Source organism: Neobacillus bataviensis (genome assembly GCF_019969725.1).
This window is the reverse complement of record NZ_JAHXYW010000005.1, coordinates 281,938-295,702: the sequence shown is the minus strand read 5'-3', so window position 1 is coordinate 295,702 and position 13,765 is coordinate 281,938. Positions and strand designations below refer to the sequence as shown.

The following is a 13,765-nucleotide window of genomic DNA, read 5'->3' as shown; positions in this document are numbered from 1 at the left end:
TTGATTTAAATTTTAAGCCCTGCTTTTTAATAAAGAAAGCAGGGCTTATCTATAAGAAAGGAGGAGAGATATCTTGGAATATATCATTCTAATAATTGCTCTTTTTATTTGCCTTTATACAGATATAAAATCAAGAAAAATATTAAATATTGTGACTCTACCTACTATTGTTTTTGGTCTTGTTTATAACATTTTTACCACAGGGTTTGCAGGATTTCTCTTTAGCGGAAAAGGCCTTCTTGTTGGTTTGGGCTTACTTATCATTCCCTATTTACTGGGCGGGATGGGAGCTGGGGATGTGAAACTAATGGCAGCAATTGGTGCCCTGATGGGAACCAGCTTCGTTTTTTATTCGTTTATTTACATAGCGTTAATTGGAGGTGTGATTGCGTTGTTGCTCATTATCAAAACTAGAGGTTTTACCAACTCGATAAAATCATTATTTTTTAATGTCGTTTTTTTTAGAAGTAATCTAGGTTCCATAGTTTTGCCAAAAGACATTAAAAGTAGTATATCCTTCCCATATGGAGTAGCTATCGTCCTAGGTTCATTAAGCACACTAATCTGGGGTGGTTTTTAATGAAATCCGAAAAAGGCCAATCGCTCGTAGAGTTTGCTTTGATCTTACCCATTTTGATTTTGCTGTTATTAGGCATAATCGATTTTGCACGTATTTTCCATGTGTATTTGACAATGGACCATGCAGGCCGGGAAGCTGCTCGTGCAGCCAGCATTGGAAAAGATGATTCCAACATAAAAAGTACAGCTATTAATAATGCCTCAAGTATAGGTTTAACAGCAGATAAAATCGTGGTAACACCTACAGGAACTCGATCTTCTGGAAGTAATGTCACAATTAAAATTACCTATCCCGTTACCTTTCTCACTCCAATGATAGGAAACATTATCGGTCCATTAACTTTGACAGATACCACAGTAATGAGGGTGGAATAAATGATGAGATTGCTAAGGTTGCAAAAGTTTAAGGAAGAAAGCGGTGCTGTTTTAGTAATGGTTGCTATTTTCATGGTAGTACTTTTGGGATTCATCGCTATAACAATAGATGGAGGTAGGCTCTATTCGGAAAAAAGCAAGCTGCAGAAAGCCTTAGATGCCGCGGTTCTTTCAGGAGCTCAGGAACTGAAAACAAGTCAAGCGATGGCCACTTCAAATGCAAAGGATGTATCACAAAAAAATGGAGTTACGCTAATGGATGCACATCTAACTTTTACTAGCAGCTCGATTAAGGCAACAAAACAAATAAATGTACCGCTTACTTTTGCTAGGGTATTAGGCTTTAAAAATACAAATGTTAGTGCAACAGCAAAAGCAATCGTTGCTCCGCTTAAGAAGGCCAGTGGTGTTGCTCCCATCGCGGTTGATAAAAATTCTGTACCCGACTCTCTTGTATTAAATTGCGGACAAAGTAATCCTGGTAAAAATCATGGGAATTGCGGCTATATTGATTTAAATGGAAGTGGAGCAAATGGTCTCGCGGACGCGATTGTAAATGGAAGCACCTTTGACGTCGGTTCTAAAATAGTAGAAACAGAACCAGGGGGAAAACAAGGTCCAGTGAATGATGCCATTCAATCTTTAATTGATAGTGATGCATCTAAATCATATTGTCAAAGTGCTGCCACGGCTGATAATTCATGCAAAAGAGTCATTACTGTTGTGGTAATTGATACATGGGCTGATGCAAATGGAAAGAGTAATTTAACGATTGTAGGTTTGGCTGCCTATTGGATTGAAAAATACCAAAATAAAACTCTTTACGGCCAATTTATCAAAATGGTATCGCCGGGAGAGATTGGCAGCGAAACAGCTATTGGGGATTATAACTTATACGGTGTAAAGCTTGCTGAATGAGATATAGGGGGACATTATGAATACGAGAAAGATTTGGATCATTTCATTAATATTAGGGATCGCGGTAGCCGGTGTTTCCTATTTGACAATCATCTCGAAAGGAAAAGCCTCTACAACCAATTCAACTGTGGAGTTTAGTCAGGATAAAAAGGAAGCAAAAACAGACAGTAATTTGGAAAAACAAGTAGAAGAACAGAAAAAAGCTGATGAAAAGAAAAAGTATGAGCGGGACATCAAAAATCCCCTCGTTGACATAAGCAAAGGAAAAAGAGCCATTTCGATTAAAGTCGATTTAGAACAAGGGGTTTCAGGTTATATTGCCCCAAATTCACTGGTAGATGTGATGGCCTATGAAACAACCAAGGATGATAAAACAAAGAAACAATATAAATCTGCCGTGTTGGTCCTTGAAAATATCAAAGTGTTATCCTCGGGGAAATCGGCAGACAGCAAAGTAGAGGCACTAAACTATGAAACAGTTACATTGGAAGTCACTCCAGAACAAGGGGTAATGCTTGGTTTAGCTTCTAAAGATAAGGATGGATTCTATCTAATGCTCCGAAATCCTGAAGATACAGGAAAAGGAAAAGCAGGTCTAAAGCAAACAAGAGAGGTAATCAAAGATGATTCACAGGAGGAAAACAAATGATGATAAACTGGGTTTATTTTTCTGATACAAACATTCCTCCCGGGGAAATACAAACACTTTTGGAGAAAAAGCAATGTCCGTTGTCAGCAACCAATGAATTGGATAAGCTACATGCCCTCTTAAATGAAAACAATCATACTGTCCTATTCATTAAAGCACATACATTGTATAACGTTTATGAGTTTAGCCAAGAAATCGCCGCTCGATATCCGCATGTCTATATCATTTTAATCACTCCAGATAATATGGAAAACTTAAAAAAAGCGATGCTGATGGGGGCATCGGATGCCCTTCGTGCATCTTTTACTACCAAAGAACTCAGTGAAACAATCAATCACGCAATAAAATTCATGGAGCATCGTACAAGTATGGTCAATACTTTCGACCATTTAAGGAAAGAAAAATCCAGAGTGATCACCGTTGCTAGTCCAAAGGGGGGCGTTGGTAAGACGGTCCTTACAGTAAATCTTGCAGCTGCGTTAGCAAGAACTGGAAAGAAAGTCGCTGTTATTGACGGGAACCTCCAATTTGGCGAAGTAGCCATGTACTATAATACGAAACCGAAGAAAACGATTTATGAATGGGTAAAGGAAGGGTATGGCCGCTCCATTTATTCCATCGACCAATATATGACTCTTGTCGATGGGGATGTTTCGATTTTGGCTGCTCCCCCCCGTCCTGAATTTTTTGAAGGAATTTCTGAAAACCATATGAAGGAAGCAATCGAATCAGCAAAGGAAGCATTTGATGTCGTCCTGATAGATTTGCCGGTACATCTATCAGATATTCATTTGCGATGCCTGGCCTTGTCAGATGAGATCTTACTTCTCACCTTAAATGAAATATCTGTTCTAAGGTTAAGCCAGCTCTATCTAGAAACATTAGACACTATTAACCTAAAAGATAAGGCTAAACTAATTTTGAACCGTCATATGAAAGGGCAGGGGCTGGAACAAAAAAAGATCGAGGAAATATTAGGGGTGAAGGTTTATTTTACCTTGCCAGATCAATCTAAGATAACTTCCGCTTCAATAAAAGTTGGGCAGCCTTTTATTCTTTCAAACTCACGCAGCGTTATTGGGAAAGCGGTTTGGAATCTATCTGAAGAGCTTTATAAACAACAAATCAATGAGCTAACGGAGCTCAAGAAGAGTAAGAAAAGGTTGTTAATTGGGAATTGGGGGGTTAGATAGATGTCGTTATTTAAACGGTATATAGAAGGAGCTAATACGATTGCTTCCACTAAAGATACTTTTGATGTCCCCGTCCCAAAAAGATCGAAAGAATTTTGGAATCTAGAAAGCAAACTTCACAATTATTTATTAGAAGAGTTAAAGAAGTATCCAGTTCAAAATAAAGAATCAGAAATTAAGAAAATAGAGGAATTAGCGGAAGCCTTTTTCGACGTTGAGGGTGGAAGACTAACATTTGAAGAAAAACAGGAAATTTTAAATTATGTCAAAGATGAGCTTTTGGCGTACGGGCCGATTACGCCGTTGCTGGACAATCCCTTAATAAGTGAAGTGATGGTGAATAACTATGATGAAGTTTATTATGAGAAAAACGGCAAGGTTTTTCGAAGCAACGTCAATTTTATCGATAACCAGCATGTCATGCGGGTGATTGAGCGAATCGTATCACCGATTGGCCGCAGGGTAGATGAAAGCTCGCCAATGGTTGATGCCAGGCTGCCCGATGGTTCACGTGTGAATGCGATTATCCCGCCTCTTTCTTTAAAGGGGCCGAGCTTAACCATTCGGAAATTCTCTGAAACTCCTTTTACAATAAAAGATTTAATCCACTTTGGAAGCTTAAATGAAATGATGGCAGAATTTCTTGAGGTCTGTGTAAAATCCAAACTCAATATCTTTATTAGTGGCGGGACAGGTTCCGGAAAAACTTCGACCTTGAATGTATTATCTTCCTTTATTCCAAATACTGAACGAATTGTCACCATTGAAGACGCCGCAGAGCTAAAACTTATTCAAGAGCATATTGTATCGCTTGAGTCCAGACCTCCCAATATTGAGGGAAAGGGAGAAGTTACTATTCGTGATTTAGTTCGAAACTCGCTGCGGATGCGACCTGATCGAATTGTTGTCGGAGAGGTTCGCGGAGCCGAGGCGCTGGATATGCTTCAGGCGATGAATACGGGTCACGATGGCAGCTTAAGTACAGGACACGCAAACTCTCCAAGGGATATCCTTTCACGTTTAGAGACAATGGTTCTAATGGCAGGTTATGAGCTGCCGGTTAAGGCGATCCGTGATCAAATTGCCAATGCTATCGATATCATTGTTCATCAATCCAGGCTGAAGGATGGAACAAGAAGAATAACCCATATAACGGAAGTATTGGGCCTAGAAGGCGAAACCATTGTCCTCCAGGATCTTTTCGTTTTTAGGGAATCGGGTATTTCCCAGGATGGACGAATTGAAGGTAGATTCATAAGTTCAGGGATTCGTCCACGGTTCACAGAACAGCTCGAAATGAACGGATTTAATATACCTGCCTCCTGGTTTGTTGGAGAGTGGCAGAAATGAAAATAGTCATAGAACTGTTTATTATTTTTTTAATCGTTACTCTATTGATGTTTTTAATCTTAAAAAGGTTAGCAGATAAAAGGAGAATGAAAGACCGTATAAAAGAGTTTTTACCATCTCATCAAGTGGAATCAACTGTTGATCAAGTAAAAAAGACAACTTTTCTTAAACAGTTTTTCCTTAATATGTCTACCATGTTTAAAAATGTTCGATTTAGTGACAGTACTGCAAAAGTATTGCTTGAATCTGGAAGTAAACTGAAACCGGAGGAGTTTTTGGCACTAAGAATCTTAACTGCAGCTGGTTTAGGAATCGTTACAGGATTAATTAAACTTCCTTGGTTCCTTGCGATATTGGCCGCTTTTATTGGTTTTGTGTTACCAAAAATCAGTCTAAAGCGCAAAAGAAAAAAACGGTTATCTCGAATAAATTATCAGCTAATTGAAGTATTAGGAATGATGGCTAATTCGATGAGGGCAGGCTTCAGCTTTATGCAGGCGATGCAACTGGTCGGTAAAGAAGTGTCAGATCCACTTGGACCCGAATTCGACCGAGTTGTCAGACAGTCAGGATTGGGTATCCCGTTAGATGACGTCTTCGAAGAGTTAGTTGAGCGTTTGCCAAATAAAGAACTGGAAGTAGTGGTAAGGGCCATCCTTGCACAGCGGAAAAGCGGGGGCAATCTTGCTGAACTGCTTGAGACGATGGAAGAAACGATTAGAGGAAGGGTCCGTATTTTGGAAGAATTGCACACTTTAACAGCGCAAGGGAGGATGTCATCCTGGATTATTACTTTGCTTCCTGTTGCATTAGGTCTATATTTATCCTTGGTGAATAAGGAATATTTTTCACCTATGCTTCATCATCCATTGGGCTGGGTGATGCTCTCGGCTGCATCGGTTTCCATTCTAATCGGCTGGGCGATTATTCAGAAGATCATCCGAATTGAGGTGTAGAGAAATGCTTGATATTGTATTGATGATTCTATTGAGCGGGTTTGTAACTATGCTTCTGGCAGGAATATTGTTAACTCTTTTTAAAAGGCAAATTGTCTTCCATGAACGTGTAAATACGTATTTTGGTGACCCGGTAAAAATACAAAAAGAGAACCTTAAAAAGGAAAAGAAACAAAATAGGTTTAAAATAATGATTAAAATTTACTGGAATAAAGGAACAGAGGCGTTAAATAAAAGGGTTTCGATGGAAGAAAGAAAAAAGTTTGATATTCTTCTGCGAGACGCTGGTCATCCTTTTAAGTCCGCTATCGACTTTAGGCTGTTCCAATTTGTCCTCAGCGCAGGGATGAGTTTACCTATCTTTCTCTTTCTTTTGCCAATTTCAGAAAACAAAATGTTAACCTGGGTGATGATCCTCGCCATGGCATTTTTAGGGTTCCGATTGCCTGTGTTTTACCTCGGTAAAAGGAAGACTGCGAGAATTAAAACGATTAATCGATCCATGCCTGATTTTTTTGATACCGTCAATCTTTTGTTAGAAGCAGGGATGGGGCTCGATTTGGCTTTAGCCGAGGTCTCACAAAAAATTAAAGGCCCTTTGGCAGATGAGTTTCTGCAAACATTAGAGGATATGAAGCTAGGGAAGTCCAGAAGGGAAGCATTTTATGATCTCCGGAAACGTGTCCCGTCTGATTCCTTTCAAAGCATTATTACCTCATTGATTCAGGCCGATCAGCTTGGAATCGGGATGGCAAAGGTGCTTGGCAATCTGACTATTCGCGTACGGGAACAACGCCGTGAGGCTGCACGCGAACAAGCAATGAAGGCACCGGTAAAAATGTTATTTCCAATGGTATTTTTCATTTTTCCGTCACTGTTTATTGTAATATTAGGTCCATTAGTGATTACTTTGGTTACAAAAGGCTTTGGCGGTTAAAAAATAGTAAACATCAAAGAACCTAATTCTCAAAAAAGAATTAGGTTCTTTTCAATTTAAAAGGGCCGTCAATACCCCGACGTAATGACCGGTGCAACTGAAAAGGCGAACAGAGCAAACCAGAAGATAAAGCTTAAAACAATCATGATAAGTCCAAGTATTATACAGGTCTTTCCAACCGATTTCTTTTCTGGATCATGATCAGTCATCCAAACAATCCCTATGATAATTCCAACGACAGGAATAAAAAATGATACGATGTAAAGCAGCGCTTTTAGCCCACCTGACACATAATCACCTCCACACTATCCCTTTCATAGGCCAATTATTGATATCTATGTCACCCGTTATAGGAACTTGCCTGTCTACATTTTGGAAATTAATGATTAATTTTCCACCTATTTTATTCATTTTCAGGTATGATAGATATTGTAGGACATTGTCTAAAATTCTACTATTCTCACTATTATTTTAATAGAATTGTCATATTTTTAATAGATTTGTAACAATTTAGACGAAATTTCGTCTATAATGGGGAAGGAAAAAATAAACATCAAAGAGGGAATGAATAATGGGGAATCGAAAGCGCGGTTGGACGAAGGGGTCAGTAGTAGTCATTATTGCGATTGGGTTCTTGTTTGCAGGGGTATTTGTCAGCAATTATTTTCAGGCCAAAGCGGCAAGTAAACCTATTAATCTTCAAAAAAATGAACATATGAATCAGGCTGAACAGCATCCAGATCCGAAAATGGCAGACCAGAATACGAAGGATGCAAAGCTTGAAAAAGAATGGATTCAAAAACAGCAGCAAGAAGCCATACGGGAAAATAAGCAAGAACAAGAGCAAGAACAAAGGCAAGAACAAAAGCCAGTTCAAAAGCCAGTACAAACTCCTGCAGAAACTAAAGCGGCTCAGCCTCCAACTAAGGAAACGAGTACTTCACAGTCACCGAAACAGGAAACAACTACACCTCAGTCCAATCAAACACAAACACCACCCACAAGCGCTAGTTCAGGCTCTAAAAAAACGGTTTATTTAACATTTGATGATGGTCCAGCCCCCTTTTCCGGTGAGATTATTACACTTCTAGAAAAATATCATTTCAAGGCAACATTTTTTATGATAGATGGAAATATTCGCCGATATCCAAATTCAGTTAAATTAATGGTCCAGAACGGTGAAACGGTAGGCCTGCATAGTGTCTCCCATAATGTGAAAATATTTTATGCATCAGCTAATTCGGTTGTAAGTGAATTAAATCAAAATCGGAATACATTGAAAACAGTATCCGGAATTGATTCGCATATCATGAGAACTCCTTACGGTAGTGCCCCAAATATGACAGACGTATATAAAAAAGCGGTGAAGGACCAGGGGTATATTATGTGGGATTGGAATATTGACAGCAAGGATTGGTATTATAAAGACGCACGGTACGTTTCAAATGTCATCGAGCAGATTAATAGGAAAGCAAATCATAATGGACCGCTTGTGATTCTTTTACATGAAAGAAAAGAAACACTTGCCCATTTGCCGGCGCTGCTAGACTATTTAAGCAAACAAGGCTTTGAATGTAAAGCCATTGATGCCACGACACCGCCTGTCCAATTTTAAATGATACAAATAACTTCCTAAAAGGACAAAATACTTTAGGTTTTGATATAATATTTATAGTTAATCACAGAATTGATAGTAAAAATAATGGGGTTCGATAATTGCCTATGATGAATAAACTTTTGCAGAGCAGCAGCTTCAAACGAATATCGATATTTGTCGTCATTGCCATCATCATCTATGCGATGAAAAGCATGATTAATTTAATTTTACTGACGTTTATTTTTGCTTTTTTAATGGATCGGCTCGTTCAATTCATTGAACAAAAAATTCCTCTTAATCGAAAATTGATTGTTGTTATTTCGTATGCTTGTATTGTTGGCTTGCTTTCCTACGGATTGGTTATGTACCTGCCAATGATTGCCGGCGAAATTAGGGACCTAATTAAACAGCTAACGGCCTTCTACACATCAAAGCATGATAACATAGTGCTGAATTATGTAGTAAGACGAATTGAAGAAATTCAAATTTCAAGTTACCTTGAGCAAGGCTTTACCTTCATTTTTAAATATTTTACCGATATTAGTAAAATTGGTTTGCAAATCTTATTAGCTCTTTTACTTAGTCTGTTTTTCTTATTGGAAAAACCACGTTTAATTGAGTTTACGAAGAAATTTAAGAAAAGCAAAATTGCCTCTATTTACGAGGAAGTTGAATTTTTTGCCCGTAAATTTGTGGCAACCTTCGGGAAAGTCATTGAAGCACAGTTGATTATAGCAGTTGTGAACTGTATTCTGACAACCATTTCCTTATGGCTGCTCGATTTTCCGCAATTGGGCGGTTTATCCATTATGATTTTCCTCTTGGGGCTGATCCCTGTTGCCGGGGTTATCATTTCCTTGATCCCGCTGGTGATCATCGCATATAGTATTGGCGGATTAATGAAGGTGCTATATGTCGGAATTGCGATTGCCATCATTCATGGTATTGAGGCTTATATCCTCAATCCAAATTTGATGAGTTCCAAAACCAATCTGCCTGTATTCTATACGTTTATTGTGTTGATTTTCTCCGAACACTTTTTTGGTGTTTGGGGATTGATTGTCGGAATTCCTGTCTTTGTCTTCCTCTTAGATGTTTTGGAAGTGACCGAAACAAAAAAGCCCCGTTGATGGGCTTTTTTGTTTGAGATAAACTAGAAATATCAAAAACAAGGAGTGTTTCTAATGGGCGAATGTAAGCTGGATCATTCTCAAGAAGATGTAAAAAGTAAATACGAGTCACAAGCAGAATTTTTACCGGAAGAAATGAAGCCGTTGTTTGAAGAGTTTTTTGCCAAGGAGCATACTCAGGCAATCCTGAACGAAGTCTTCCATTTGTTGAAAAAATATGATTTAGCATCCGAGGAAGAAAAACGTGAACGAACCAACCGCTTAAATATGGTACTGAAGAATATATAAATAGAAGAACCCCATTTAATAAGGAAGGCTCTTTATGGGCCTTCTTTTTTGATTGTAAAAAAAATGTATCAACATGAATCCTTGCTTTTTAGAAAATATTAAGAACAACTAATTTAATTTATTAAAGAAAAGAGGATACGATGGGAGAAATTTTTCAATTATTAAAACGCGGAAATAAATCAGCGATGCTCGCTGCGATTATTAATACGATCATATCGATTATCAAGGGTGTAGCCTATATGTACACCGGCAATGTGGCGATGTTCGCTGAAACGATGCACAGCCTGGGTGATGCGGCCAACCAATTTTTTGTGTTTGTGGGTTCGGCCTTAAGTAAGAAGGCCCCTACTGAAAAATACCCTAATGGATTTGGCCGTTTAGTGAACCTTGTTCTCCTAGGTGCTGTATTAATCGTTGGTATTATGGCGTTTGAAACGATAGTAGAAGGCTATCATCATGTTGTCCATCCAACCGAATCCGGCGGTTTCATCATTAATTTACTCGTGCTCGGGGTAGCTACACTGCTTGAAACCTTTGTCCTATTTAAAGCGATGAAAGAAATTTTGCACGAAATTGAGGTAGAAGCAAGCGGTCCGAGTGTGTTTGCTAAAAGTTTTGCCAATTTGGGCCGTGCGAAACCAGCGACAAAGCTTGTTTTTATGGAAGACCTAGTTGCCACATTAGGCGGTTTGTTAGCCATTATCGCAGTGCTAATCGCTCATTTCACAGCCTTCCACCGGGCTGAAGGCATTGCCTCGATGATTATTGGGGTGATGATGTTCTTCGTAGTGGGCAAAGTCTTTTTAGATAATGCGGCAGGTGTAATTGGTCAGGCTGACGAAGAAATGGAAAACAAAATTGGGGAACTGGTCATGGCAGATCCCGATGTGAAAGATATCCAAGGGCTTACCGTCATTAAAGAAGGGGAGGATTTGCATGTTGAATTGGAAATCGAGGTTGACCCAAAATTAACGGTGGCAGCCGCTGATGATATAAAAGATCGGTTAGAAGAAAAAATCATGGCAGAAAAAGGCGTTGTCGATGTAACGATAGAGATTGATGAAGAAGATGGAATCATGAGTTGGAAAAACCGCAGCGAACCGACTCCAGAATAAGAATTAAGTTCATCTTTTGAATTTGAATAAATCCAATCAGGGATAGGGAATCTATTCATAAAGTGTGTTTTAGGAGATGAAAGTTCATGGCTGCACATACTGCGAGATTATCTAGTGCTGAAATTGGTGGGCTATGGGCCACCTATCTTCAGGAAAGTATGAGTGTCTGCTTAATAAAATATTTTATTTATCATAATCAGGATGAAGAAATTAAGTGCTTATTGCAACAGTCCTTAGAGTTTTCTGAAAGTCATGTACAACAAATCGCCTCCATTTTTAAAAATGAAGAAATACCTATTCCTGATGGGTTCTCTGAAAATGATATTGATTTAAAAGCGCCGCCTGTATTCTACGATATGTTTGCGCTTAGCTTTGTCTATTCGATGAGTCGCTTAGAAATGATAAACACCAGTTTTATTACGGCGAATGTGGCTAGAGAAGATGTGATGGAGTTTTTTCTGAACATGATCAACCAGGCTTCTCATTTGTATCAAACGTCCACGACCTTAATGCTTTCAAAAGGCATCTATGACAGGCCGCCGATGATCCCTTATCCAAAGCATGTGGAATACATAAAAAAGAAATCTTATATTAAGGGTTTTGGAGAGAAAAGACCGTTAAATTCTATTGAACTCACGGAGATTTTTTTTAATACGGAACGGAATTATTTTTCGATTTTACTTTGTATGGGATTATTGCAGGTGGTCAAGGACAAGGAAATCCATTCCTACATTAAGGAAGGAAAGGCCATTTCCGAAAAACAAATCCGGGTGTTTAATGATATTTTAATGAAGGAGGAGCTGCTTGGGAATATTCCAACCGCTATGGAGGTAACAGATGCTACGGTTTCTCCCTTTTCAGATAAACTTGTCGTTATGCTGTTTCATTCGTTGAATGCCATTGATATCACGCTTCTTGGGCATGCCTTATCCTTATCAATGAGAACAGATTTGGCTGTACATTATCAAAAATTTATGATCGAAATTATGCTATATGCTGAAAAGGGGTTTAATATCTTGGTGGAACGCGGCTGGGCACAGCAGGTACCCCAGGCCGTAGATCGAAAAAGCTTGCAGAAATTGTAAAAAGGTTCGCCATTGCGGCGAACCTTTTATTATTCCCACGGTTTACTGGTGGTAAAATAACTAGCGAGCTCCTTGCTGCTTTTGCGATGCTTTTTCCGCTCTTCGGCTCGTTGCTTTCCCGTTTCAAAAAGCTTTTTTTCTTCTTCGGTTTCAGGGATGATTCTTGGAACCGCTGATGGTTTTCCATCGTCATCTAGAGCCACAAATGTTAAAAAGGCAGTGGCAGCAATTTTTCTATCTCCAGTTAATAAGTTTTCGGCTATAATTTTTACAAATACCTCCATGGATGAGGTGCCGGTCCACGTGACAAAGGATTCAAAACAAACGGAGTCCTGCGGGGTGATTGGGCTTAAGAAATCTACGGAATCGGTCGAAGCCGTGACACATTCCTTCCGTGAATGTCTGGTAGCTGTAATGGATGCCAGCATATCGACATCACTCATCAGCTTACCGCCAAATAAGGTATTATGATTATTGACATCATTCGGGAAAACCCTGCTTGTTCTCACTACTCTTGATTCATTGCATGTTTTTGCTTCCAACTAAATCCCTCCCATACATTCCTAAAATTACTTTACCCATAAACCGATAATATTTTCCACTTATGTTGCTTTAGAATTTAGTGAAAAAGGAGCAATTGTGGTACATTACATATATCAAAGGTTAGTTAGGGGGACCCGAGGATGAATATGCAATCACAAATCATGAAGGAACTAAATGTTACTGCAAACATTCAACCAAAGGAAGAAATTCGAAAGAGAATCGAATTCTTAAAAAACTATTTGCGAAAAACAAAAGCGAAGGGATATGTGCTGGGAATTAGCGGCGGCCAGGATTCCACGCTTGCAGGACGACTGGCACAGCTTGCGGTGGAAGAACTGCGGAACGAAGGAACTGAAGCTTTATTTGTTGCAGTCCGCCTTCCATATGGAATCCAGCAGGATGAGGAAGATGCGAAACGTTCGTTAGCCTTTATTAAAGCGGACCGGGAGACGGTATTTAATATCAAAGTGCCTGTCGATGAAGTCCAAAACGAATATAATTCCAATTATGATGGGGCACCCTTAAGCGATTACCAAAAAGGCAATGTTAAGGCTCGGATGAGAATGATTGCGCAGTACGCGATCGGCGGAATGGAAGGGCTTCTTGTCATTGGAACAGACCATGCCGCTGAAGCAGTGACAGGATTTTTCACAAAATATGGTGATGGCGGGGCTGATATTCTTCCGCTGACAGGCTTAACAAAGCGGCAGGGCAAGGCGCTCCTTATAGAACTTGGGGCTGATGAACGCCTTTATTTAAAGGTTCCGACAGCAGACTTGCTTGACCAAAAACCCGGACAGGCGGATGAAACAGAACTTGGTATTACATACGATGAGCTGGATGATTACCTTGAAGGAAAGCCGGTTTCCGAAGAAGTGGCAGAAAAAGTTGAAAAACGTTACCTTATGACAGAACATAAGCGGAGACCGCCAGTCAGCATGTTTGACGATTGGTGGAAATAAATATCATCAGAGATTGCCAAAATGGCAGTCTCTTTTTTCGGAAAATTATTTTAGTTCTCTAATGCTTTATCACAATAAAATTTTCCAT

16 protein-coding genes are annotated in these 13,765 nt (G+C 39.2%); 14 read left to right on the top strand and 2 right to left on the bottom strand.

From position 1 onward, the window contains the following. The first annotated feature begins 73 nt into the window (after positions 1-73). Genes LC455_RS15270 through LC455_RS15235 form a run of 8 tightly spaced genes read left to right on the top strand, consistent with a single transcriptional unit; the run spans position 74 to position 6,957 of the window. Positions 74-580 carry an A24 family peptidase gene (locus tag LC455_RS15270; protein WP_223592033.1) on the top strand — a complete coding sequence of 169 codons (507 nt, stop codon included), beginning with the start codon at positions 74-76 and terminating at the stop codon, positions 578-580. After that, positions 580-954 carry a TadE/TadG family type IV pilus assembly protein gene (locus LC455_RS15265; RefSeq protein WP_223592031.1) on the top strand — a complete coding sequence of 125 codons (375 nt, stop codon included), beginning with the start codon at positions 580-582 and terminating at the stop codon, positions 952-954. The genes LC455_RS15270 and LC455_RS15265 overlap by 1 nt, the downstream gene beginning before the upstream one ends. Further along, positions 955-1,872, top strand: coding sequence for a TadE/TadG family type IV pilus assembly protein (locus LC455_RS15260; RefSeq protein WP_223592029.1), 918 nt, complete (start codon positions 955-957; stop codon positions 1,870-1,872). It abuts the gene before it with no gap. A gap of 16 nt (positions 1,873-1,888) precedes the next feature. Then, on the top strand, positions 1,889-2,521 hold the full coding sequence (cpaB, locus tag LC455_RS15255) for a Flp pilus assembly protein CpaB (protein ID WP_223592027.1): 633 nt from the start codon (positions 1,889-1,891) through the stop codon (positions 2,519-2,521). Further along, the gene (locus tag LC455_RS15250) at positions 2,518-3,714 is read left to right on the top strand and encodes an AAA family ATPase (protein WP_223592025.1); all 1,197 of its coding nucleotides are present in this window, start codon (positions 2,518-2,520) and stop codon (positions 3,712-3,714) included. Before cpaB ends, LC455_RS15250 begins: the two co-directional genes overlap by 4 nt. Continuing rightward, the gene (locus LC455_RS15245) at positions 3,715-5,064 is read left to right on the top strand and encodes a CpaF family protein (protein WP_223592024.1); all 1,350 of its coding nucleotides are present in this window, start codon (positions 3,715-3,717) and stop codon (positions 5,062-5,064) included. Beyond that, complete coding sequence (locus LC455_RS15240) at positions 5,061-6,020, top strand: type II secretion system F family protein (protein ID WP_223592022.1); 960 nt, start codon at positions 5,061-5,063, stop codon at positions 6,018-6,020. Before LC455_RS15245 ends, LC455_RS15240 begins: the two co-directional genes overlap by 4 nt. 4 nt (positions 6,021-6,024) lie before the next feature. After that, complete coding sequence (locus LC455_RS15235) at positions 6,025-6,957, top strand: type II secretion system F family protein (protein ID WP_223592020.1); 933 nt, start codon at positions 6,025-6,027, stop codon at positions 6,955-6,957. A 68-nt stretch (positions 6,958-7,025) separates the two neighbouring features. On the opposite strand, the gene LC455_RS15230 is transcribed toward LC455_RS15235, so the two are convergent. Beyond that, positions 7,026-7,247, bottom strand: a complete 222-nt coding sequence (locus LC455_RS15230) for a hypothetical protein (RefSeq protein WP_223592019.1) — start codon at positions 7,245-7,247, stop codon at positions 7,026-7,028. Positions 7,248-7,528: 281 nt separating this feature from the next. Between LC455_RS15230 and LC455_RS15225 the strand changes: the two genes are divergently transcribed. From LC455_RS15225 to LC455_RS15205, 5 genes are all read left to right on the top strand, one after another. Beyond that, complete coding sequence (locus LC455_RS15225; RefSeq protein WP_223592017.1) at positions 7,529-8,572, top strand: polysaccharide deacetylase family protein; 1,044 nt, start codon at positions 7,529-7,531, stop codon at positions 8,570-8,572. A gap of 107 nt (positions 8,573-8,679) precedes the next feature. Further along, complete coding sequence (locus tag LC455_RS15220) at positions 8,680-9,684, top strand: AI-2E family transporter (RefSeq protein ID WP_223592263.1); 1,005 nt, start codon at positions 8,680-8,682, stop codon at positions 9,682-9,684. Between the two features lie 54 nt (positions 9,685-9,738). After that, positions 9,739-9,972 (top strand): group-specific protein, encoded by a 234-nt coding sequence (locus LC455_RS15215; protein WP_223592015.1) that lies wholly within the window; start codon positions 9,739-9,741, stop codon positions 9,970-9,972. Between the two features lie 140 nt (positions 9,973-10,112). After that, entirely contained in the window at positions 10,113-11,087 is a 975-nt protein-coding gene (locus tag LC455_RS15210) for a cation diffusion facilitator family transporter (RefSeq protein ID WP_223592014.1), read from the top strand. Between the two features lie 86 nt (positions 11,088-11,173). Further along, positions 11,174-12,172 carry a DUF3231 family protein gene (locus LC455_RS15205; RefSeq protein WP_223592013.1) on the top strand — a complete coding sequence of 333 codons (999 nt, stop codon included), beginning with the start codon at positions 11,174-11,176 and terminating at the stop codon, positions 12,170-12,172. A gap of 29 nt (positions 12,173-12,201) precedes the next feature. Here LC455_RS15205 and LC455_RS15200 read toward each other — a convergent pair whose 3' ends face one another. Then, a complete protein-coding gene (locus LC455_RS15200; RefSeq protein ID WP_223592012.1) occupies positions 12,202-12,714 on the bottom strand; it encodes an acyl-CoA thioesterase in 513 nt (170 codons plus the stop codon). A 141-nt stretch (positions 12,715-12,855) separates the two neighbouring features. On the opposite strand from LC455_RS15200, the gene nadE reads away from it, so the two are divergent. Continuing rightward, on the top strand, positions 12,856-13,677 hold the full coding sequence (gene nadE / locus LC455_RS15195; protein WP_223592011.1) for an ammonia-dependent NAD(+) synthetase: 822 nt from the start codon (positions 12,856-12,858) through the stop codon (positions 13,675-13,677). The last annotated feature ends 88 nt before the right edge of the window (positions 13,678-13,765 follow it).

Bases quoted from the DNA above. Each gene is read 5' to 3' on its own strand.
- LC455_RS15265 (WP_223592031.1), top strand. From the start codon at position 580: ATGAAATCCGAAAAAGGCCAATCGCTCGTAGAGTTTGCTTTGATCTTA.
- LC455_RS15260 (WP_223592029.1), top strand. From the start codon at position 955: ATGATGAGATTGCTAAGGTTGCAAAAGTTTAAGGAAGAAAGCGGTGCT.
- cpaB (WP_223592027.1), top strand. From the start codon at position 1,889: ATGAATACGAGAAAGATTTGGATCATTTCATTAATATTAGGGATCGCG.
- LC455_RS15250 (WP_223592025.1), top strand. From the start codon at position 2,518: ATGATGATAAACTGGGTTTATTTTTCTGATACAAACATTCCTCCCGGG.
- LC455_RS15245 (WP_223592024.1), top strand. From the start codon at position 3,715: ATGTCGTTATTTAAACGGTATATAGAAGGAGCTAATACGATTGCTTCC.
- LC455_RS15240 (WP_223592022.1), top strand. From the start codon at position 5,061: ATGAAAATAGTCATAGAACTGTTTATTATTTTTTTAATCGTTACTCTA.
- LC455_RS15235 (WP_223592020.1), top strand. From the start codon at position 6,025: ATGCTTGATATTGTATTGATGATTCTATTGAGCGGGTTTGTAACTATG.
- LC455_RS15225 (WP_223592017.1), top strand. From the start codon at position 7,529: ATGGGGAATCGAAAGCGCGGTTGGACGAAGGGGTCAGTAGTAGTCATT.
- LC455_RS15220 (WP_223592263.1), top strand. From the start codon at position 8,680: ATGATGAATAAACTTTTGCAGAGCAGCAGCTTCAAACGAATATCGATA.
- LC455_RS15215 (WP_223592015.1), top strand. From the start codon at position 9,739: ATGGGCGAATGTAAGCTGGATCATTCTCAAGAAGATGTAAAAAGTAAA.
- LC455_RS15210 (WP_223592014.1), top strand. From the start codon at position 10,113: ATGGGAGAAATTTTTCAATTATTAAAACGCGGAAATAAATCAGCGATG.
- LC455_RS15205 (WP_223592013.1), top strand. From the start codon at position 11,174: ATGGCTGCACATACTGCGAGATTATCTAGTGCTGAAATTGGTGGGCTA.
- nadE (WP_223592011.1), top strand. From the start codon at position 12,856: ATGAATATGCAATCACAAATCATGAAGGAACTAAATGTTACTGCAAAC.